The organism is Undibacterium sp. GW821-FHT11H02 (assembly GCF_058808015.1).
The window spans coordinates 70,550-90,643 of record NZ_JBXARG010000013.1; the positions used below are offsets into that span (position 1 = coordinate 70,550).

At 46.3% G+C, this 20,094-nt stretch carries 21 protein-coding genes; 15 read left to right on the plus strand and 6 right to left on the minus strand.

Annotated elements, in window-relative coordinates; all coding sequences use genetic code 11:
• Nucleotides 1-3: 3 nt before the first annotated feature.
• The 11 genes from xerC (at nt 4) to AC1RR2_RS14025 (ending at nt 10,352) form a co-directional block, all read left to right on the plus strand.
• Nucleotides 4-930 carry a tyrosine recombinase XerC gene (xerC, locus tag AC1RR2_RS13975; RefSeq protein ID WP_493222873.1) on the plus strand — a complete coding sequence of 309 codons (927 nt, stop codon included), beginning with the start codon at nt 4-6 and terminating at the stop codon, nt 928-930.
• 99 nt (nt 931-1,029) lie between these two features.
• Nucleotides 1,030-1,596, plus strand: coding sequence for a Fur family transcriptional regulator (locus AC1RR2_RS13980; protein WP_493222874.1), 567 nt, complete (start codon nt 1,030-1,032; stop codon nt 1,594-1,596).
• 24 nt (nt 1,597-1,620) lie between these two features.
• The gene (locus AC1RR2_RS13985; RefSeq protein ID WP_493222875.1) at nt 1,621-2,676 is read left to right on the plus strand and encodes a CobW family GTP-binding protein; all 1,056 of its coding nucleotides are present in this window, start codon (nt 1,621-1,623) and stop codon (nt 2,674-2,676) included.
• A 228-nt stretch (nt 2,677-2,904) separates the two neighbouring features.
• A complete protein-coding gene (gene dksA, locus AC1RR2_RS13990) occupies nt 2,905-3,309 on the plus strand; it encodes an RNA polymerase-binding protein DksA (protein ID WP_493222938.1) in 405 nt (134 codons plus the stop codon).
• Between the two features lie 135 nt (nt 3,310-3,444).
• A complete protein-coding gene (locus tag AC1RR2_RS13995) occupies nt 3,445-3,834 on the plus strand; it encodes a hypothetical protein (protein ID WP_493222876.1) in 390 nt (129 codons plus the stop codon).
• A 153-nt stretch (nt 3,835-3,987) separates the two neighbouring features.
• Nucleotides 3,988-5,985 (plus strand): TonB-dependent receptor, encoded by a 1,998-nt coding sequence (locus AC1RR2_RS14000; protein WP_493222877.1) that lies wholly within the window; start codon nt 3,988-3,990, stop codon nt 5,983-5,985.
• A 442-nt stretch (nt 5,986-6,427) separates the two neighbouring features.
• Nucleotides 6,428-7,699, plus strand: a complete 1,272-nt coding sequence (locus tag AC1RR2_RS14005; RefSeq protein ID WP_493222878.1) for a hypothetical protein — start codon at nt 6,428-6,430, stop codon at nt 7,697-7,699.
• A 164-nt stretch (nt 7,700-7,863) separates the two neighbouring features.
• Entirely contained in the window at nt 7,864-8,400 is a 537-nt protein-coding gene (gene hslV, locus AC1RR2_RS14010; RefSeq protein WP_314858643.1) for an ATP-dependent protease subunit HslV, read from the plus strand.
• 126 nt (nt 8,401-8,526) lie between these two features.
• Entirely contained in the window at nt 8,527-9,867 is a 1,341-nt protein-coding gene (gene hslU / locus AC1RR2_RS14015; protein ID WP_493222939.1) for an ATP-dependent protease ATPase subunit HslU, read from the plus strand.
• A gap of 30 nt (nt 9,868-9,897) precedes the next feature.
• On the plus strand, nt 9,898-10,092 hold the full coding sequence (locus AC1RR2_RS14020) for a hypothetical protein (protein WP_493222879.1): 195 nt from the start codon (nt 9,898-9,900) through the stop codon (nt 10,090-10,092).
• Nucleotides 10,093-10,145: 53 nt separating this feature from the next.
• Complete coding sequence (locus AC1RR2_RS14025; RefSeq protein ID WP_493222880.1) at nt 10,146-10,352, plus strand: hypothetical protein; 207 nt, start codon at nt 10,146-10,148, stop codon at nt 10,350-10,352.
• 29 nt (nt 10,353-10,381) lie between these two features.
• On the opposite strand, the gene AC1RR2_RS14030 is transcribed toward AC1RR2_RS14025, so the two are convergent.
• The 5 genes from AC1RR2_RS14030 to AC1RR2_RS14050 all read right to left on the minus strand — a co-directional run bounded on the left by AC1RR2_RS14030 (nt 10,382) and on the right by AC1RR2_RS14050 (nt 13,421).
• Entirely contained in the window at nt 10,382-11,389 is a 1,008-nt protein-coding gene (locus tag AC1RR2_RS14030) for an NAD(P)H-dependent glycerol-3-phosphate dehydrogenase (RefSeq protein WP_493222881.1), read from the minus strand.
• A gap of 135 nt (nt 11,390-11,524) precedes the next feature.
• On the minus strand, nt 11,525-11,977 hold the full coding sequence (locus tag AC1RR2_RS14035) for an SH3 domain-containing protein (protein WP_493222882.1): 453 nt from the start codon (nt 11,975-11,977) through the stop codon (nt 11,525-11,527).
• Nucleotides 11,978-12,050: 73 nt separating this feature from the next.
• A complete protein-coding gene (gene secB / locus AC1RR2_RS14040; RefSeq protein ID WP_493222883.1) occupies nt 12,051-12,542 on the minus strand; it encodes a protein-export chaperone SecB in 492 nt (163 codons plus the stop codon).
• 203 nt (nt 12,543-12,745) lie between these two features.
• Nucleotides 12,746-13,009 (minus strand): glutaredoxin 3, encoded by a 264-nt coding sequence (grxC, locus tag AC1RR2_RS14045; protein ID WP_493222884.1) that lies wholly within the window; start codon nt 13,007-13,009, stop codon nt 12,746-12,748.
• 10 nt (nt 13,010-13,019) lie between these two features.
• Nucleotides 13,020-13,421, minus strand: coding sequence for a rhodanese-like domain-containing protein (locus tag AC1RR2_RS14050; RefSeq protein ID WP_493222885.1), 402 nt, complete (start codon nt 13,419-13,421; stop codon nt 13,020-13,022).
• A gap of 157 nt (nt 13,422-13,578) precedes the next feature.
• Here AC1RR2_RS14050 and gpmA point away from each other — a divergent pair, with 157 nt between their 5' ends.
• From gpmA to AC1RR2_RS14070, 4 genes are all read left to right on the plus strand, one after another.
• Nucleotides 13,579-14,325, plus strand: a complete 747-nt coding sequence (gpmA, locus tag AC1RR2_RS14055; RefSeq protein ID WP_493222886.1) for a 2,3-diphosphoglycerate-dependent phosphoglycerate mutase — start codon at nt 13,579-13,581, stop codon at nt 14,323-14,325.
• Nucleotides 14,326-14,330: 5 nt separating this feature from the next.
• The gene (locus AC1RR2_RS14060) at nt 14,331-15,722 is read left to right on the plus strand and encodes a murein hydrolase activator EnvC family protein (RefSeq protein ID WP_493222887.1); all 1,392 of its coding nucleotides are present in this window, start codon (nt 14,331-14,333) and stop codon (nt 15,720-15,722) included.
• A gap of 112 nt (nt 15,723-15,834) precedes the next feature.
• On the plus strand, nt 15,835-17,310 hold the full coding sequence (locus tag AC1RR2_RS14065; protein ID WP_493222888.1) for a S41 family peptidase: 1,476 nt from the start codon (nt 15,835-15,837) through the stop codon (nt 17,308-17,310).
• A gap of 68 nt (nt 17,311-17,378) precedes the next feature.
• Nucleotides 17,379-18,134, plus strand: a complete 756-nt coding sequence (locus AC1RR2_RS14070; RefSeq protein ID WP_493222889.1) for a HesA/MoeB/ThiF family protein — start codon at nt 17,379-17,381, stop codon at nt 18,132-18,134.
• A 9-nt stretch (nt 18,135-18,143) separates the two neighbouring features.
• Here the strand turns inward: AC1RR2_RS14070 and pabB are convergent, their stop codons facing one another.
• On the minus strand, nt 18,144-20,006 hold the full coding sequence (pabB, locus tag AC1RR2_RS14075; RefSeq protein ID WP_493222890.1) for an aminodeoxychorismate synthase component I: 1,863 nt from the start codon (nt 20,004-20,006) through the stop codon (nt 18,144-18,146).
• Nucleotides 20,007-20,094 lie beyond the last annotated feature (88 nt).

The window sequence follows — 20,094 nt, forward strand, 5'->3', positions numbered from 1 at the left end:
CCCATGAGCACGCAGGACAATGCCACCCAGATTAGTCGCTATCTGGACGTACTGCGTGTACAACGTCAATTATCTCCCCACACGCTGAGTAGCTATGCGCTGGATTTGAGCGAATTAGCCGATTTTGCCCAAGCGCGCGCCTTGTCTAGCCTGACTTATTTTGATGTCCGTAGGCTTACTTCACAACTTCATTCCAAGCAACTCAATCCGCGCAGCATTGCCCGCAAGCTATCGAGCTGGCGTGGGTTTTATAGTTGGCTGGCGGAACAAATTGACATGCCCGCCAATCCGGTAGAAGGCGTGAAAGCACCCAAAAAGGCCAAAACTTTGCCGAAAGCCTTGGGCGCAGATGATGCCGTGCATTTGGTGGCACATCATGGCAGCGACCAGCCGACCGCTTTGGCAAATCGGGCGATGTTTGAATTACTGTATTCCAGCGGCTTGCGTGTTTCAGAATTGGTCGCTCTAGATTTGCGTGATTTCAGCGATGGCAGTTACACCAGTTTGGCTTGGGTCGATAGCAGTCAAGGCGAAGTGCATGTGACCGGTAAAGGCAATAAGCAAAGAATCGTGCCTGTGGGTAAACCTGCTTTAGCCGCTTTGCAAGATTGGCTGGCGGTACGCGGTAGTCTGGTCAAACTAGAGTTGCGTGCCCTATTTTTGAATGAACGCGGTGCGCGCATGTCGGTGCGTTCTGTGCAATTAAGGTTGAAAGCGCACGCCCAGACTATGGGTATTCCCAGCGATGTGCATCCACATGTATTACGCCACTCATTTGCGACCCATGTTTTGCAATCCTCTGGCGATCTGCGTGCGGTGCAGGAAATGTTGGGACACAGCTCGATTGCCGCCACTCAGGTGTATACCGCTTTGGATTTTCAGCATCTGGCGAAGGTGTATGACGCCACGCATCCGCGCGCAAAAAAATAGCCATAGGACTTATGCAAAAAGTGAATCCCAATTTAAACTGTTTATGCAACTCAATTGCATTTTGCGGCATAATGGCGCTTTCTTTGCTTGAACTGTGTAATGAAAAATCAGTCGGATAATTTACCGTCAAACCAAGCTTTGCCACCCATTCAGCCCAAGCAAGCCAAATCAGCAGCGCCCCAAGATCGTGCCAATTTTGCTGTGGCGGAACAGAAACTACGTGCCGCGCAAGTGCGCGTCACGCAGGCTCGTCTGGAGGTTTTGAGTATATTGCTGACCCAACATCGGGCCATGTCGCATACCGAGATGCAAGACGCTTTGCCCTCGATGGACAGAGTGACGCTATATCGTGGCCTCGATTGTTTGGCGGATGCGGGCTTGGCGCATAAAATTACGGGTGACGATCGGGTATTCCGGTTCAGCACTGGCAGTGAACCTGGCGCGCCGACACAAGCTGCGCAACAAATTAACCCAGTACAGCATCAACATGGTCATTTTAAATGCACTCGCTGTAACAAGGTTTTTTGCTTGGAGCAGCCAGCGGCCAGCCATACGCTTAGCGACCAATTGCAGGCGACCTTGGATTCAACTGCCTTAAAAGGTTTTCAAAGTCACGACATCGAAGTCACCATCAAAGGTTGGTGTGATCGTTGCAATGACACTTAATTTTTTTATTTTCGATAGAACATCATGGCTTTAATCCCTACCACGATATTGACTGGCTTTCTTGGCGCTGGCAAAACGACGCTCCTCAATCGAGTTTTGCAAGAGCAGCACGGTTATAAAATTGCTGTGATCGAAAATGAATTCGGTCAGGAAAATATAGATAACGAGATCCTAGTACAAGACAGCAATGAGCAAATCATTGAGATGAACAACGGCTGTATTTGCTGTACCGTGCGTGGCGACTTAATCGTGGCACTGAATACTTTGACGCAGAGAAAAAATGCGGGTGAATTGCACTTCGATCGCATCATTATCGAAACCACAGGTTTAGCCAATCCTGGTCCGGTGGCACAGACCTTCTTTGTTGATGAGGAAGTTGGTTTGCATTACATGCTGGATGCTGTCGTGACGGTGGTCGATGCCAAACATGGCATGGCGCAGCTTGATGAGCACGAAGAAGCTCAGCGTCAGGTAGGTTTTGCTGACAAGATCTTAGTCTCAAAAGCTGATTTAGTCAGTGCGGAAGAGTTAGCCGCGTTGAAACAGCGCTTGGTAAAAATTAACCCACGTGCGCCGATTTGCCCAGTCGATTTCGGCAAGGTCGCGATTGCAGAAGTATTGGATCTCAAAGGTTTCAATTTGAATGCCAAGTTGGAGCTAGATCCAGATTTCCTGGCCGCCGAAGAACATGAGCATGTTCATCAACATGATGCGTGTGACGAAGATTGTAGTCATGAGCATCACCATCATAAACACGTAGATCACCATCATGCCCATCATAGTGACGATATTGCGGCATTTGTATATAAGACTAATCGTCCTTTCAATACAGAAAAATTAGATTATTTTCTAGGTGGATTGGTACAAGTCTATGGCCCACGCATGCTCCGCTATAAGGGAGTGTTGTATATGGAACACGCCGATCGTAAAGTCATTTTCCAAGGTGTGCACCAGATTATGGGGACGGACATAGCTGGGAAATGGTTAGAAAATGAAACGAGAGAAAGCAAAATGGTCTTTATTGGTAAAAATTTACCGAAAGAGATTTTTATTCAAGGTTTGGAGCAATGTTTGGTATAAACTAGCGCCCTATTGAATTGAAACCCATGTTATTTTTGTGTCAATTTAATAGATTTGAATGCGGAACAAGCAAATACTATACTTGTCCTTGAGGGGAAGTCGGGCTATAACACTCCAATAAGAAGAGCGTTAATCCCAACTTGCGTATATCAACCTGTTGTATCGAAAGTAAGCGAAGTGGCAACTAAATCATCTAAATCAACTGCACCTGTCAGTGCACCTGCAGCCCTGCTCACCGAAGAAGAAATTGTGAAGATGAGCGAGAAGGACTATATGAATGACGCGCAACTGGCGTTCTTCAAAGCCCGTTTGCAACAACTTGAAAAAGATTTGCTTAAAAATGCTGACGAAACGACGGAGCATTTACGTGAAACCGTACTGGTACCAGATCCGGCAGATCGCGCTACCATAGAAGAAGAGCATTCTTTAGAATTGCGTACGCGTGATCGTGAACGTAAATTGCTGCGTAAAGTACAGCAATCCATTGCTTCCATTGATGCTGGCGAATACGGTTGGTGCGAAGAGACTGGTGAGCCAATTGGCGTGCCGCGTTTGATGGCGCGACCAACCGCGACACTCTCTTTAGAAGCACAGCAACGTCGTGAATTAAAGCAAAAATTGTACGGAGATTAATTTCCGTTTGATTTGGCTGAAGTAGACCAATGCGCAGAGATTCCACTGCGCATTTTTTATGGCTGGGTCATGCAACTTTGTTGCAAAATCTTGGTCTGAATAAAGTTATCCGGAATAAGTGAAATCCTAAGCCCTATGCATGTGCAGTCCTTAAATAATAGACGCTTGAAAGGCATGGTCCTGTTATGGGCTATGTTGCTAGTGCTATTGTCCGCACAATGGTTAGGGTTTGCCCATCGTATGTCGCATATCAGCACCGTCACGGGTGAAGTATTGTCGCTGGCATCCGATGGCAGTCACTATGTCGGCATACAGAAATTATCCAATACAGCTGAAAATAGCTTGCATTCGTGTCTGCTGGTCGATGCTGCCAGCATCACCGATTGCTTACAGCACAGTTTTGCTTTAACCGTACCGAAACTTCTTGCGAGTGAGTCATCTTATCGCTCACATCAAATTATCTGGCTGGCTTCTTTGCGCCTGCCATTTCTATCACGCGCTCCCCCTGTTTTGAATATCGCTTAGTTCATTCCTTATTGTTCGCTGCATTTGAAAATGACTGATTAAACGCATTTTCTAAGTTGATCGGGCAATAAGTCACGCGAATGAAAAGTATTGATGCATTGCCATTGCGTTGCTTTGGCGAGCTTACTCAACTATTCAATTTCAGGATTTATTATGTCTTTAAAGCGCCGTATTTTGGCGTGCGCAATATGCGCCGCTTTCGCTCCAATTAGCTCTTACGCTCAAACTCAATCGACCGTCGTTACTGTCTCTGCCAATCCACTTGGTAAAGATGAGACTATGCAAATTTTGAGTCCGACCAAAGTCCTTTCTGGTTCCGAACTCAGGTCAAAAATTGGTAGCTCATTGGGTGAAACCTTAGGTAGTGAACTCGGTGTTAGTGCATCGGGGTTTGGCGCTGGCGCGTCTCGTCCGATTATTCGCGGGCTGGAAGGGCCGCGCGTTAAGATTTTACAAAATGGTATGACCGTGGCCGACGTTTCAGGCTTGTCGAATGATCATGCGGTAGCGAGTGAAACGGCTAGTTCGCAGCAAATCGAAATTCTGCGCGGTCCTGCTGCTTTATTGTATGGCAGCGGTGCGATTGGTGGTTTGGTGAATGTGGTCGATGGGCGTATTCCGACTAGCATCAGTAAGCAAGTAAATGGCGAAGCCGAAATTAAATACGCCAGTGTCAATGCCGAAAAAAGTGCCTCCTTTTTCCTCGATGGCTCCGTCGATGATATTGCTTTGCATTTTGATGGCAATCATCGGAATACCGATGACTACAAGATTCCCGGATACGCTGATGTGTATGCACGTACCGGTATTAAAGACCGCTTGCCTTCCAGTTTTACGCGTGAACGCAGTCTCGGTTTTGGTGCCTCCTTGATTCAATCTTGGGGGCATGTCGGTGCTTCTATTCAAGATATGTCAGACAGTTATGGTATTCCTACCGATGAGCGCTCATTTATTGATTTGCAACAGACCCGTTATGACATTGACGCCGCGGTGTATCGACCATTTTTGATTTTCGATGCGTTTAAATTCAAGTTGGGGGCGACTGACTACGCACATACCGAGAAAATGCCCGATGGTACACCGGTGACGAATTTTAAAAATCGTGCTTTAGAAACTCGCGCAACTTTGTCGCATGCCAATTGGCATGGTTGGGAAGGTAGCATTGGAATTCAAACGGAAAATACCAATTTCTCTGCTTTGGCTGCAAGCACTGGACGGGCTGACACGGTTCCGACTACACGTTCGACATCGAATGCGATATTCATGGTTGAACAGAAGAATTTTGGTTCCGTGATAGCGAGTGGTGGTGTTCGTTTTGAAAATGTAGAACGCCAGCCTGAAGCACAATTTCAGCTGCCGCAACGCAAATTTAATTTGCATTCCTTTTCGCTGGGCGCCATGTTGCCCTTAGGTGATGGTTATGCCTTGGTGAGTAGCTTGTCGTCCGCACAACGCGCCCCAACCACGGAAGAATTGTATTCAGATGGCCCACACGAATCGACTAAAACTTTCGATATTGGGGACCGCTATTTAAGAACCGAGAATTCTAGAAATGTAGAGTTAGCACTGCAAAAAACTAGCGGTTTATGGCACGGCAAAGTGAATCTGTTTATCAATAAAGTTGATAATTACGTCTACGGTGAAATCGATGGTTTACAGGTCAATGAAGAAGGCGAGCATGACCTTGAAGGAGAATTCACTCAGCGTTTTTGGAAGCAGGCCGCAGCGACCATTCGCGGTGGCGAAGCCGAGCTTGCTTACAATCAGTTGGGCGAAGGTTTCTCTTTCCGTACATTCGCTGATACCTCGCGCGGTAAGCTGGATCAACATGGTATTTTGCCTTTGCAGCCAGCCAATCGTATTGGTTTGGATTTCGGCTATCGTCACGATGGCTGGCGCAATACCCTCAGCATTTTGCATGCGCAACGTCAAGACCGACTCGCTGCATCTGAGCATTTTGTGACACCGTCATTTACCAAAGTTGATTTGAATGTCACTTATACCCATCCATATATGAATGCGCAATTAACCTGGTTTGCACAGGTGAAAAATTTATTGAATCAAGATATCCGTTTGGCGACCTCGGTTTTAAAAGAGACCGTCCCGCAAGCCATGCGTGGTTTCATTGTCGGTGTGCGCGCTAGTTTTTGATTTGGGATAGTTGGAAAGCGTCTCCTTGTATCGTGCATTTAATGATGGATAAGAATATTTTTTCATCATTAAATGCGAAGCAAAATAAATTATGCGTGTGAGTTCTTGGCTTAATTAATGAAGTTGTTACAAGACGTGACAATTTTTATCGATTTAATGTGCTCAGAGGCAATTCTAAACGAGCAAAAAATGTTTAAATCCGTCTATACTACAAAGCATAGTAAGCGGCACATAATTTAGTAAATTTAAGTAGTACTGTGTAACGAAATGTGATGTTAAAATAATCTTTTTGATAAGACGATAGGTAGCTGTGGGGATTTTCAAGCTTTTCGGTAAGAAGCCAGTACGAACAGAGGCGACCAACTCTGAGAAATCGGCTTCCAAGAAAACTCGTTCCAGGTCGCAAAATACCGTTATTGGACATGTCCAAGATGACGAGGCTTTGACGCATTCTTTAACCGAAAAAAAGCATATCGCGCGCGCTACTGAACGCAAAATTGACGCCATTGAATTCGAAATGTCGCGTGACATGGGGCGCCCTAAGTCGCAGCAGACTAAGATCAGCGAAGCCTTAAAGCGCACCGAACCGAATCAATTTCATACAGACTTTATTGCCACTGACTTCCAAAGTACAGTGGCATTAAGTTTACCGACGACAGAATTATTATTAGGTACAACCGAATTGCATGCGCCAGCGATGGGGCAAATTGAATCCGTACCACTGTTAGAGGAAGCGGCTATTTTATTTGCCACGGGTCAGATCAAGGTCGCTGAGCATATGTTGCGTAGTGCGATCGATCTGGATAATTTGGGGAGTGCAACGCCCTTAGCGTGGTTTATGTTATTCGATCTGTATCAAATCGAACAGAATCAATATGCCTTCGAAAGCTTGTCTTTGGATTACGCTGGTAAGTATGAAACTTCGCCGCCAGTCTGGCGTGATTCTGAAGTGAATCTGAACGTTGAAGAGACCAAAATTGAAGGGGCCATCCCCACCGTTAATTTCCCGCCGTTGTTAGACGGCGAAATTATCAAATTACTGCAAAAACTGAATACGTTCAGTGAAAAAAGCAAGGTATTAAAGTTAGATTTTGGGCGCGTCAAAACCGTAGATCCAGTTGGATGTGGTTTGCTGTTGCGTGCGATGCGCAATCTGAAAAAAACCAAACACGATTTGGTGGTGGTTGCCGCTAACAATTTGACCGAACAAATCCGTTCTATCTTGGAAGTAGGTCGTCGTGATGAGACAGAAGCTCCTTGGTTGCTCTTGATGGAGGTTCTTCAATTATTGCAAATGAAAGAAGCCTTCGAAGAAGCGAGTATCGACTATTGCGTCACTTTTGAAGTATCTCCTCCTGCATTTGAGGCGCCGACCAGTAAAGTTACGATGGCGGTTGCCGAACCAGTCGAAGACGCACATGAAGAACCTTCAGATCGTTTCATGATGCCTAAGATCATTGAGGGCAGTACGGACGCCTTAGTGAAGTTAATTGCCACACATGCAAAGTCTCATGACACTATTATTCTTGATTGCTCGCAGTTAGAGCGGGTTGAGTTTGGCGCTTCGGCTCAACTATTAAATAGTCTTGTGCCTATTTCTGGCACTAAGGGTAAATCGATACAATTTCATGAAGTGAATTACCTCGTGATGCATTTGTTTAATGCGATGGGCCTGAAAAATATCGCAGCCATAGTTCCACGCAAGCAGTCTTGAGATTTGTCTAGTCATCTGGCACTTGTAATTCTCAAAAACTCCCCCATTTTCCTATTTCTGAGCGCATAAGTCTTATAACTGGTGCCGTTTTCGCTTATGCTTTTTGAAAAAGCAGTGATATCGGTTCAAGGCTATTTAGGTACGCGAGAACAAACGAGGACTATATGGAACAATTTCACGGCACCACTATCTTGACAGTACGTCGCGGTAATGTGGTGGCATTGGGTGGTGACGGTCAAGTCACTTTAGGCAATATTGTCATGAAGGGTACAGCCCGTAAAGTACGTAAGCTGTATCACAATAAAGTGCTGGCCGGTTTTGCGGGTGGTACTGCCGATGCCTTTACCCTGATCGAACGTTTCGAATCTAAACTAGAAAAACATCAAGGTCATTTAATGCGTGCCTCGGTCGAGTTGGCGAAAGACTGGCGCACGGATCGTATGTTGCGCCGTCTGGAAGCCATGCTGCTGGTGGCAGATAAAGACTGCACCTTGGTTATCACGGGTAACGGCGATGTCTTGGAGCCAAACAATGGTATTGGGGCGATTGGCTCTGGCGGCACGTTTGCGCAATCTGCTGCCATCGCACTTTATGAAAATACTGATTTATCACCCGTAGAGATCGTCAAGAAATCCTTGACGATTGCAGGTGAGCTCTGCATTTACACTAATCTTTCGCACACTATAGAAACCTTAGAGTAAAGCATCGTAAATTGAGCGATAGTCTAGAAGTAGACATAGGCTGCAAAAAAAAAGCTGAAAAATAAGCTGAAGAAATAAGTTCACGAATTTAGTTGAAGACACACGTAAAGAATTGAGAACGCAATGATGAATATGACGCCGCAGGAAATTGTTTCGGAATTAGATAAACATGTCGTCGGTCAGGACAAGGCCAAGCGCGCTGTGGCGATTGCTTTGCGTAATCGGTGGCGTCGTCAACAAGTCGCGGAGCCTTTACGCTACGAGATTACACCCAAGAATATCTTGATGATAGGACCGACTGGTGTTGGTAAAACTGAGATTGCCCGCCGTTTGGCAAAATTGGCTGATGCGCCATTTATTAAAATTGAAGCTACTAAATTTACCGAAGTCGGCTATGTGGGACGGGATGTCGATACGATTATCCGGGATCTGATCGATATCGGTATCAAACAAACGCGCGAATCGGCTATGCGAAAAGTCAGAGCACGTGCTGAGGACGCTGCAGAAGATCGGATTTTGGACGTTCTGTTGCCGCCAGTGCGTGATTTTGGCATCGCTCAGGATGCGCAGGCCGACAGCTCGGGCAATGATAATGCCACACGTCAAACCTTTAGGAAGCGCTTGCGCGAAGGTAGTCTGAACGACAAAGAAATTGAAATGGACGTGGCTGAAGCCGTGCCTCAGATGGAAATTATGGCTCCGCCAGGCATGGAAGAAATGACTGAGCAGATCAAATCCATGTTTTCAGGTGTTGGTACCGGGCGCAAAAAGGCGCGTCGTCTGAAAATCAAAGAAGCAATGAAATTGATGATAGAGGAAGAAGCTGCCAAACTCATCAATGAAGACGAGCTAAAGCAAGAAGCGATTCGGAATGTTGAGCAAAATGGTATCGTCTTTTTGGATGAAATCGATAAGATCGCCTCGCGTTCAGAAGCGGGTGGTGCAGAAGTCTCACGTGCTGGTGTACAACGTGATTTGTTGCCTTTGGTCGAGGGTACTACGGTGAATACCAAGTTCGGTATGATTAAGACCGATCATATTTTGTTCATCGCTTCGGGAGCATTTCATTTTGCCAAGCCATCTGATTTGATACCAGAATTGCAGGGACGCTTCCCGATTCGGGTAGAACTAGAATCACTGTCTATCGCTGATTTTGAATGTATTTTGACTAGCACCGATGCATGTCTTACTCGTCAATATGAAGCGCTGTTAGCAACTGAAGGCGTGAAGATAGAGTTTTCTCCAGAAGGCGTACAAAGGTTGGCGGGTATCGCTTATTCCGTCAACGAAACTACCGAAAATATTGGTGCCCGTCGCTTATACACGGTGATGGAAAAATTGTTAGAAGAAATTTCTTTTAATGCCCATCAAAATAGTGGCAAGACTGTACTGATAGACGCCGCCTATGTCGAGCAGCGTCTGCAGGCATTATCGGTAAATGAAGACTTGTCGCGTTATGTGTTGTAACTAATGTGGTCATGATATTGGAGCGGCAGGATGGCGAATAAAAGTATGGGAACACGCCAGAAATTGGTGTTTCGACTTGATCCTGCCCAAATTAAACCACGTAATCCAATCGCGGCTTTGGCAAAGCGTGGCGGTGCGGGTAGCCATCAAAAAACTAGTGCAGCATTGCGACAAGCACACAAACAAGCGCTAAAAAAATTGCCAAGCGATGAAGAAGCGGATTAAACTTGGAAGTGTATTGCTTAAGCGCAATCAAATCTTAAAGACGGGAGTCTTTGATGTCAGGCTGCAGAAAACGTAAATATCTATTTAAGTACCGTTGTCCGCGCCGGCGGCGTGACATGGTGACGCGTATGTTAGTCGATTTGGGAATGTTTTATGCGGAGTCTTTCGGCGCAATCAAGGCTATTTCCTTCTTACGGGACAAAAATGTCCCCGAGATTGTGATTGCCCGGGTTATTCGTGATGATTATCCCTTGTACTAATTGAGAGTGATCCAAGCTGGATTTTGTATCTAGTTGGATTCAATTTTTGCATTGCGTGATAGCAGTCTTTCTATCATGTCGCGAGTCGCCACATTTTCAAATAACACGCCCGCCACTGCTTCGGTAATCGGCATTTCTATATTCAGCTCGAGCGCCAGTGCTTTGACCGCTTGCGCACAACGTACGCCTTCCGCGACGTGGCCAAGCTCCTGCACAATGGTTTCCAAAGATTTACCTTCGGCCAAAGCGAGTCCAACTTTGCGATTGCGTGATAGGTTTCCGGTACACGTGAGTATCAGATCACCGACACCGGTTAAGCCCATCAAGGTTTCTAGTCGTCCGCCGAGTGCGGTACAGAGTCGGCTGATCTCCGCTAAACCACGCGTCATTAAGGCAGCGCGCGCATTCAAACCCAGTCCTAAACCATCTGCGACGCCAGTGGCAATAGCCAAAATATTTTTGACCGCACCACCGACCTCCACACCGATGACATCGTCGCTGGAATAAACACGCAAATTGGGACTATGTGCGGCGGTGACAACTAACTGACATAGTTCCAGTGAGTGCGAGGCGATGGTTAGCGCACATGGCAGGCCTTGTGCAACCTCTTGTGCGAAGGACGGGCCAGATAGCGCGCCAGCGAGTACTTGCTCACCTAGTTCTTGTTTCACTACTTGATGTGGCAATAATCGTGTATTTTCTTCAAAACCTTTGCATAGCCAGACGACGTTGCGTAAAGGATAGGCCGCGCATTGTTTCAAAATGGGACGTAGACCAGAAACCGAACTGGCGATAATTAGCAAGCCTTCGCTATCATGAGTGTTTAATGCGTGGCGTAAGGCTGAGTCAAAATCTGCCGTAGCCTTAAGTGAGTCAGGCAAGCCGAAGCCGGGTAGATAATGCTGATTTTCGCGTAGTGCCTGGGCGCTTTCCATCGCGGCTTGATTGCGTCCCCAAAGGACAACTTGGTTTTTTGCCGCCAGTGAAATCGCCAAAGCCGTGCCCCATGCACCAGCACCCAGAACGCTAATATTCATAATTAACCTGTTTAGTTCGTTATTGCTTAATCTTGTCCGCTGCAGAGATGCCTACCATTCATCTGAAGCAATTAGCCGACATAAAAAAAGGACACTGCAATGTCCTTAATGATTCTTTCCGTGTTTTCGCGACTCTTATAAACCCCAGACGTCGGTGGTTCTGACGTAACCCGTCTGACCATCGCGGTGTTTTACTTTTACCCATAAACCGCTGGCTGGTTCTACCATTTCTAATAAGACGTTTTTGTCCGCGCTAAAAACCATACTCGCAGACTCTTCTGCTGTTGCACGTATACGGGCAGTCGCCACTTTGACGACAAGATTGCGGCGCGCAACTAAATCCTTGGCTTCGACCCAACTTAAGTCACCTTGGGCATCGCGTACCCGGCACCAAGCGCCTGAGGTCAAGATAACTTCAAGCGGCATACCCGCAGGTGCCACATAAACTTTCATGCCACGTGCAGAGGGTGCATCGTACATGATGATAGGCGCAGCACCGACAGAGCGGAATTCTAAGGCGTTAGATAGACCGGAGATTGAACTTAATCCTAACAATACCAGTGTTGAAAGGCTGGGGATGAGGCGCATTGCGTAACCTTAGGATGAAGCCTACAAAGAAAAACCCATTGCTCCTAAATAAGAGCAATGGGTCAGTACAGCATTAGTGCGTTGTCGCAGCCGCTTCTGTTGTGCCAGCATTTGCTGCTAATGCAGCTTGCTCAGCCATGTTCGCCAAACGTTGTTGGTAGAAGGCTTCGAAGTTGATTTCTGTCAAATGAATCGGAGGGAAACCAGCACGGGAAATCGCATCAGCGATATTCGAACGCAGGTATGGATAGATGATGTTTGGGCAACCGATGCCTAACAATGGATCCATTTGATCTTGAGGAATATTGCGTGCTTCGAAAATACCTGCTTGTTTTGCTTCTACCAAGAAAGCAACTTTGTCCTTGATTTTCGCTGTCACTGTAACAGTTACTGTGGACTCAACGATGCCTTCAGCCAATGGCTCAGCCGCTACATCTAAAGTAACTTCAACGCTTGGTGCTTCTTGTTCCAAGAAAATCGCTGGAGAATTTGGTTGTTCGAGCGACAAATCTTTCAGATAGACGCGTTGAATTTGGAAAATTGGCTGCAAATTTTGGTCGGACATGTGAGACTTTCTTTAAATTCTATAAATTGATTGTGAACAGCGAGCTACTTACATAGGGACAAAAAACCAATATTCAAGCCCCATTCTGTTTCATTTTGATTTTGAATCGTTTTGCCAATTTCAAAACAGGGAAACAGAATTAGCCTTGTATTGTAGCAAGCGACTACAAAAAACCGCAATCAAAGCCGCTTGTGCACTGCGTTTTATGTTGGATTTAACAGCGAATCTAACTTGCCAGCACGATCTAAGGCCGACAAATCATCAAAACCACCTACATGTGTTTCTCCAATGTAAATTTGTGGCACGGTGCGGCGTCCGGTTTTGAGCATCATTGCTTCCCGCGCAGCAGGATCGAGATCAACACGAACTTTTTCTATGTCGGCGACACCTTTGGCTTTTAACAGACGTTCCGCCATCACACAGTATGGACAAACTGCAGTGGAATACATAACAACATGGGCAACCATGACAACTCCCTTATTTAACTGTTGGCAAACCTTGCGACTGCCAAGCCGCAACGCCACCGTCTAGACTAAATGCCTGCTCAAATCCTGCCTTATTCAAGATAGCCACCGCGCTACTTGAACGCACGCCACTGGCACAGACGGCAATGACGGTATGCGCTTTGGATTTTTCAATTTCCTTGATGCGTGATTCGAGCTCATTTAAAGGGATATTCTTAGCGTTCGCTAAGTGGCCGGTGGCAAATTCTTCCGCGCTGCGCACGTCCAAAACTAAAGTCTTGCCTTGATTGATCTTTTGTGTCGCTTGCAATTGTGAGACTCGGGCACCGCGTCTTTGCAGGCTAGGGAGTAATAAAGCACCGCCAGAAATGAGGGCGATGGCAAGCAGAAATAGATTGTCGCTAATGAAATTCACAGTTTTCCCGTGTTAAGAATGGTTATAAGTGGTTAAAGACAAGCACCTCATTATAAAATAGATGGGGAATTTAGTTTTGAACTGATTGAAATTCCTACTTAATCATCTTAAACCCATCTTAAACCCAGCTAATTTAAGCAAATATTAAGCAAATATCATGTATAAAATTGTATTAATGCGTCATGGCGAATCCACGTGGAACCTCGATAATCGTTTTACTGGCTGGACCGATGTTGATCTGACAGAAAAAGGTGTGGCTGAAGCGCGTCAGGCGGGTAAGTTATTGAAAGAAGCAGGTTTTAGCTTTGATTTAGCTTATACCTCCGTCTTGAAACGTGCGATCCGTACTTTATGGGGAACCTTAGATGAGATGGATTTGATGTGGTTGCCAGTACAACATGATTGGCGTTTGAACGAACGGCACTATGGTGCCCTGCAAGGATTGAACAAGGCAGAAACCGCGGCAAAATATGGTGATGAGCAAGTCTTGGTATGGCGTCGTAGCTATGACACGCCACCAAATCCTTTGGATGAGAACGATGAACGCACTTCATTCAAAGATCCACGTTACGCCGGTTTGCAGCGCTCACAAATTCCTTTGACGGAATGCCTAAAAGACACGGTAGCGCGTGTCGTTCCGGCATGGGATGACTCCATTGCACCCGCCATCCGCGCGGGTAAACGCATTATCGTTTCTGCGCATGGCAACAGTTTGCGCGCCTTGATCAAAATGCTCGATGGCATTAGTGATGAGGCCATCGTGAATTTGAATATTCCAAATGGCCAGCCTTTGGTGTATGAATTGGATGCGGATTTGAAACCAATTAAGAGCTATTACCTCGGTGATCAGGATGCGATTGCGGCTGCATTAGCAGCGGTGGCGAGTCAAGGGAAGTCGAAGTAAACCCGATGTCGTTTTCTTCAGAGCATAAGAATCAGCAAGCTGACAAACCGAATTTACTGCGAGGAGTAAAAGCGGTTTGTCTCGCTTGTAGTTTAGTCGGTTTGATGAGTATTTGGCCTGACTTGGCGCATGCCCAAAGTAATCGTGCCAAAGAAAAGAAGCAGGCGGAAGCCACGCGTATAGAGCTGCAACAAAAACTCAAGGCACTAAAGAAAGACATCAGCAAAACCGAGTCGGCTAAAGAAAAAGTCAGTGATGCGCTGGAAGACTCCGAACAAGCCATTTCCGAAGCGAATCGATCTATACGCGAGTTGCAGCTAGAGCAGCAGCAAGCGAATGAACGTTTGAATCAATTAGTAGTCGAGCAGGCACGCTTGACAGCGCAGGTCGAAAAACAAAAAAAACAATTATCTGATTTTCTCCGACGTCAATACATGCATGGCGATAGCGACAGAATGAAATTATTGCTGTCTGGCGATAATCCGAATCGCATAAACCGCGAATTGCATTACATGAGTTATGTGTCTCAGACTCAGGCTAAGCTGATTGCAGCTTTGCGTAGTAGTTTGGAAGAAATCGAAAAAAACAAATTAGCGGCGCAAGAGACCAAAGATGAATTGGATGAAATTGCGCAAGAAGAGCGCGATCATAAAAAAGGCCTGGAAAAAGAGAAAAAAAGGCACACCGCTTTGCTGTCGGAGCTAGCAAGCAAATTGCACGCACAAAAGAAAGAAGCAGAAAATTTACAAAAAGACGAACAGCGCTTGAGCAATTTGGTGACGCGTCTGAACAAACTGATGGAAGAGCAAGCGAAAGCCGAACAAGCACGTCTAGCCTTGCAAGAAAAACAGCGTAAAGAACGAATTGCACAAGAAAAAGCACTACGCGAGAAAAACCAAATTGCGGGTCAAAATAAAAGCTCAGGTAAAGTCGTCAATGATATCGAAGACAATAAAAATCTCAGAGTTGAACAAACGCCTGCACCGAGTATGCTGGATGGACAAGAATTTAGCCGTTTGAAAGGGCAATTACGTTTGCCGGTGAAAGGTGAGTTGATCGCTAGATTTGGCAATAAACGTGGTGACGGCCCAAGTTGGAAAGGCCTTTTTATTAAGGCGAACGAAGGTGCTGAAATCAAAGCCATCGCGGCAGGTAAGGTGGTTTTTGCGGAATGGCTACGTGGCTTCGGTAACATGATTATTCTCGATCATGGTGGTCAATATCTAAGCCTTTATAGCAATACGCAAGCCGTATTAAAACACGCGGGAGATATGGTGAAAGCGGGTGACACGATAGCCAATGCAGGCAATAGCGGCGGCAATGAAGAAACCGGACTATACTTTGAGATGCGTTACAAAGGACAGGTGTTTGATCCTATGAATTGGGTGCGTAAGTAGCTGTCAATTTGCATTAATTAGCAATAATAAGCATAAGTGCAATAGACATGCATAGGCAAATTCAAGATTAGATTTTCAATTATTTTTTTGCGGTCAATACCGTTTTGGACTTATGGGCAGTAAATTAAAGAATTTTGGTTTGATTGGTTTCGGCGTGATCGCTGGTGTTGCCGCTTCCCTGCAGTATTCTGCCCTTGCGCAAAAAATGGGTGGTAGTCCTTTGCCCTTGGAAAAACTAAGTGAATTTTCAGAAGTGTTTGGCATGATCAAATCCGATTATGTGGAACCGGTAGACGATGAAAAACTTTTGACTGAAGCGATGAATGGCATGGTCAATTCGCTTGACCCTCATTCTGCTTATTTGGATAAAAAAGCATTTAAAGAATTACGCGAGGGCACCGAAGGAAAGTTCGTTGGCCTTGGTGTGGAAGTCGGAATGGAAGATGGCTATGTCAAAATCGTCTCTCCCATTGAAGACTCTCCGGCTTACCGTGCTGGCATACAACCGGGTGATCTGATTACACGCATAGACGGTCTGCCGATTAAGGGTTTGAGTATAGACGACGCCATAAAAAAAATGCGCGGCGAACCGAATTCTAAGATCACGCTAACCATAGCGCGTAAGACGGAAGATAAGCCTATCGTAGTGACATTGACGCGTGAATTGATCAAGCAGCACAGCGTCAAAGCCAAAGTGATAGAGCCTGGTTATGCCTGGCTGCGGATATCTCAGTTTCAAGAGCCCACTGTGGAAGACATGGTGAAAAAGATCAATGCCTTATATGCACAAGATCCAGCATTGAAGGGTTTGGTTTTGGATTTGCGCAATGATCCGGGCGGCGTATTGCCCGGCGCGGTTGGCGTATCCGCGGCTTTCTTGCCGAAAGATGTTGCGGTGGTATCAACGAACGGGCAAGTTGAAGATTCCAAGCGTACTTATTTTGCGAAGCGCGAATTCTATATCAATGGGACTAGCGGCGGCGATCCTTTGGCGAAATTGCCTGCTGCGATTAAAACCGTACCGATTGTGGTCTTGATTAATACCGGCACAGCGTCTGCGTCCGAAATTGTGGCCGGTGCGTTGCAGGATTATCGTCGAGCGGTCGTGTTGGGTACACAGAGTTTTGGCAAAGGTTCGGTACAAACAGTGCATCAGATTTCTGCGGATACAGGGATTAAGATTACCACTGCGCGTTACTACACACCTTTAGGTCGTGCCATTCAGGCCAAAGGCATCACGCCAGACTTACATGTAGAAGAAACGGCTGATGGTGATGGTTTCAATGCTTTGCGTTCGCGCGAATCTGATTTGGTAAAACATTTAAGTAACGACAAAGAGGCCGAGGCGGAGAAGGCTGTGGTCGATGAACTGGAAGAGGAAAAACGTCTGGTTGCATTAGCGAAGAAAAGTAAGCCGCTAGAGTATGGTAGCAAAGATGATTTCCAATTGGCACAAGCCTTAAATCATTTGAAGGGTTTGCCGGTGAAATTAGTCGCCATGAAAACCTCAGATGCGACGGCTGTGCAGCCTGTTTTAAATCCCGCAAAAAGCAAAGCCGACAAAAAAGCCGAGCCTAAGAAAAAATAAATATTCGGTAACCGCGACTTATCAAGTTTGTGATTCCCACAATGCGCTCAGTTAGCGGCTAGACAAAAATGAACGACAATCAACTGCTACGCTATTCACGTCATATCCTGTTGGATCAGATAGGGATAGAAGGTCAACAAAAAATACTCGCGGCGCATGCCTTGATCATCGGTGCGGGCGGACTGGGTTCACCAGCGGCTTTGTATCTGGCGAGCGCAGGGATTGGTCAGTTGACGATAGTCGATGATGATGAAGTCGATTTGACTAATTTGCAGAGACAGATTTTGCATACGACCGAGCGCGTCGGCCAGAATAAAGTTGATTCCGCAAAAATCAGTTTGCAAGCGATTAATCCTGATATTCACATCGTGGCCTCGAAAGAACGTTTGCAGGGCGAACGTCTATTAACTTTGGTTCGTAGTGCGACTGTGGTTTTAGATTGCAGCGATAATTTTAATACCCGTCATGCTGTAAATCGTGCTTGCGTGACGGCGCATGTGCCGCTGGTATCGGGCGCGGCGATTTCTTTTGATGGGCAGCTTAGCGTATTCGATACTCGCAACAGAGAGGCACCATGCTACGCCTGTTTATTCCCACCCGATCAAGAGTTTGAAGAAGTGCAATGTTCGACCATGGGCGTATTTGCGCCACTGGTGGGTATCATAGGCGCTATGCAAGCTGCCGAAGCTTTGAAGTTGGTGATGGGACTAGGTCAATCTGTTGCGGGACGCCTGTTATTACTCGATGCCTTGGCTATGGAATGGAACACGATAGGCGTCAGCAAAAACAGTGATTGTCCTGTTTGTGGGGTTTTACACAAGTAAATTACACCACTAAGATTGCAGTACCAAAATCGCCGGCAAAGCACCGCGCAAGGCATTGCACAGCATAATTTCATCCGCCTGCAAAACTTCTTCTATCGTCAAAGATTTTTCCTGTGCCTGCAGGTGCTGATCTTCTAACAGAAGGGCACGCATGATACCGGGCAATACGCCATCGCTGAGTGGCGGCGTGTACCAAGTCTGACCAATACGCACAAATAGATTACTACGCCCACCTTCAGTTACGCGACCCGCATGGTTGACAAATAAACTGTCAAAACCGCCTGCTTGTTCTGCTCTTTTCCAGGCGGCGTCGTAAGCATGTCTATGGCTGCTTTTGTGCATCAAGAATAAAGCTTCTGTTTGGCATATCTCATGGTTGAAGAATAATTTTACCGGCATGTCCAAACTTTGCAGCGGCGCGTATTGAATCTGTAGTTGACCATCTGATTGCAAGCCAAGACGTAAGCGATAGGCAGTATTGTTAGCGAAGTTGGCGCAGCATGCCTTTAATTCGCAGACGATCTTCGCACGATCAAAAGCAAAACCAAAAAACTCTGCCGAGTTTTCTAGTCGCAGTAAGTGACGATCAAGATGGCGACAGCCCTCCGTTTGAGTTGCATACATGGTTTCAAATAATTCAAACGCTGGCTGCAAGCCCGTCAGGAATTTTGCCTTCAATTGGCATTCGGCAAATTCTTCCTCTGCCTGACTATCGTAGACTATGCCCGCACCAACGCCCATGCAACCAGCACGTAATCCATGTTCATCGGTTGGGCTTAGTTGCAGCGTACGAATCGGTACCGACAAACAAAAATCACCTAAAATTTCTTTCGATGCTGGCGGGTCGAACCAACCTATCGCACCCGTGTAGATGCCGCGATCTTCGGATTCTAGTTCGCGTATGATTTCCATGGTTCTGAGTTTCGGTGCACCGGTGATTGAACCGCAGGGAAATAGCGCGCGCATGACTTCTGCCAAATTCAAATCAGGGCGCAGTTGCGCTTCTATACTTGAGGTCATTTGCAACACGCTGGAGAAGCGATTGACTTCAAATAGCGCCGGTACTTTAACGCTGCCGGTGCGCGCGATGCGACCTAAATCGTTACGTAACAAATCAACGATCATCAGATTTTCGGCTCGATTTTTGGGATCGCAGCGTAAGGCGTCTGCAATTTGTTGATCTTGCACGTTATCACCGCTGGCCGCGGCCGTCCCCTTCATCGGCCTTGCGAACAAATGACCCGCCGTGTGGCGAATGAAAAGCTCGGGCGATAAAGATAAAATCGCAGTACCATCAGGCAAATGAATAAATGCGCCATAAGGCACAGGCTGTCGTTGGCGCAGTGCCAGATATAGACTCAGCGCTGGACCATAGCTTTGAAAATGCAAGCGATAAGTATAGTTAACCTGATACGTGTCGCCCGCTGCGATGTAAGCTCTGATTTGTTCTATTGCTAAAGTGAACTCCTCAGCGGTGACATTGGCTCTCAATGATCGTATGCCTGCGACTTGCTGTTGGCAATGCTGTTTTAGCCATGACAACATGCTCTCTTTATCGAGTTGTTGACAGCGTCTAAAAATAAGGAATTGCGATAGGCAGCTTTGCTGATCTGTTTGTTCTCGTACCGTGACCGCTTGCAATTGCGCGCCGGTCTCATAACTTAACAAGGCTACAGCATAATTTCCAAGGTCTAAGGCTTGTTGTACTTGCAACCAGGCTAAATCCCAATCGTCAACTTGAGCACATGGTATTGATTGTACGTACTCCGAATACAGGCGCGAACAGGCGCCATCACTGCGCGCATCATCGAGCAAGACGAAACAATGACGAGTATCAAGAGTAGTGTAAGTAACTTGGGTGGAAAGAGACACAGTAGAAAGGTCGGGTTAAAATCATCGCTAGTTTACCCGCAGTTTCAAAATCACGCGCCGCTTTATTTTGTTGCAAGCTTTGTCAAAT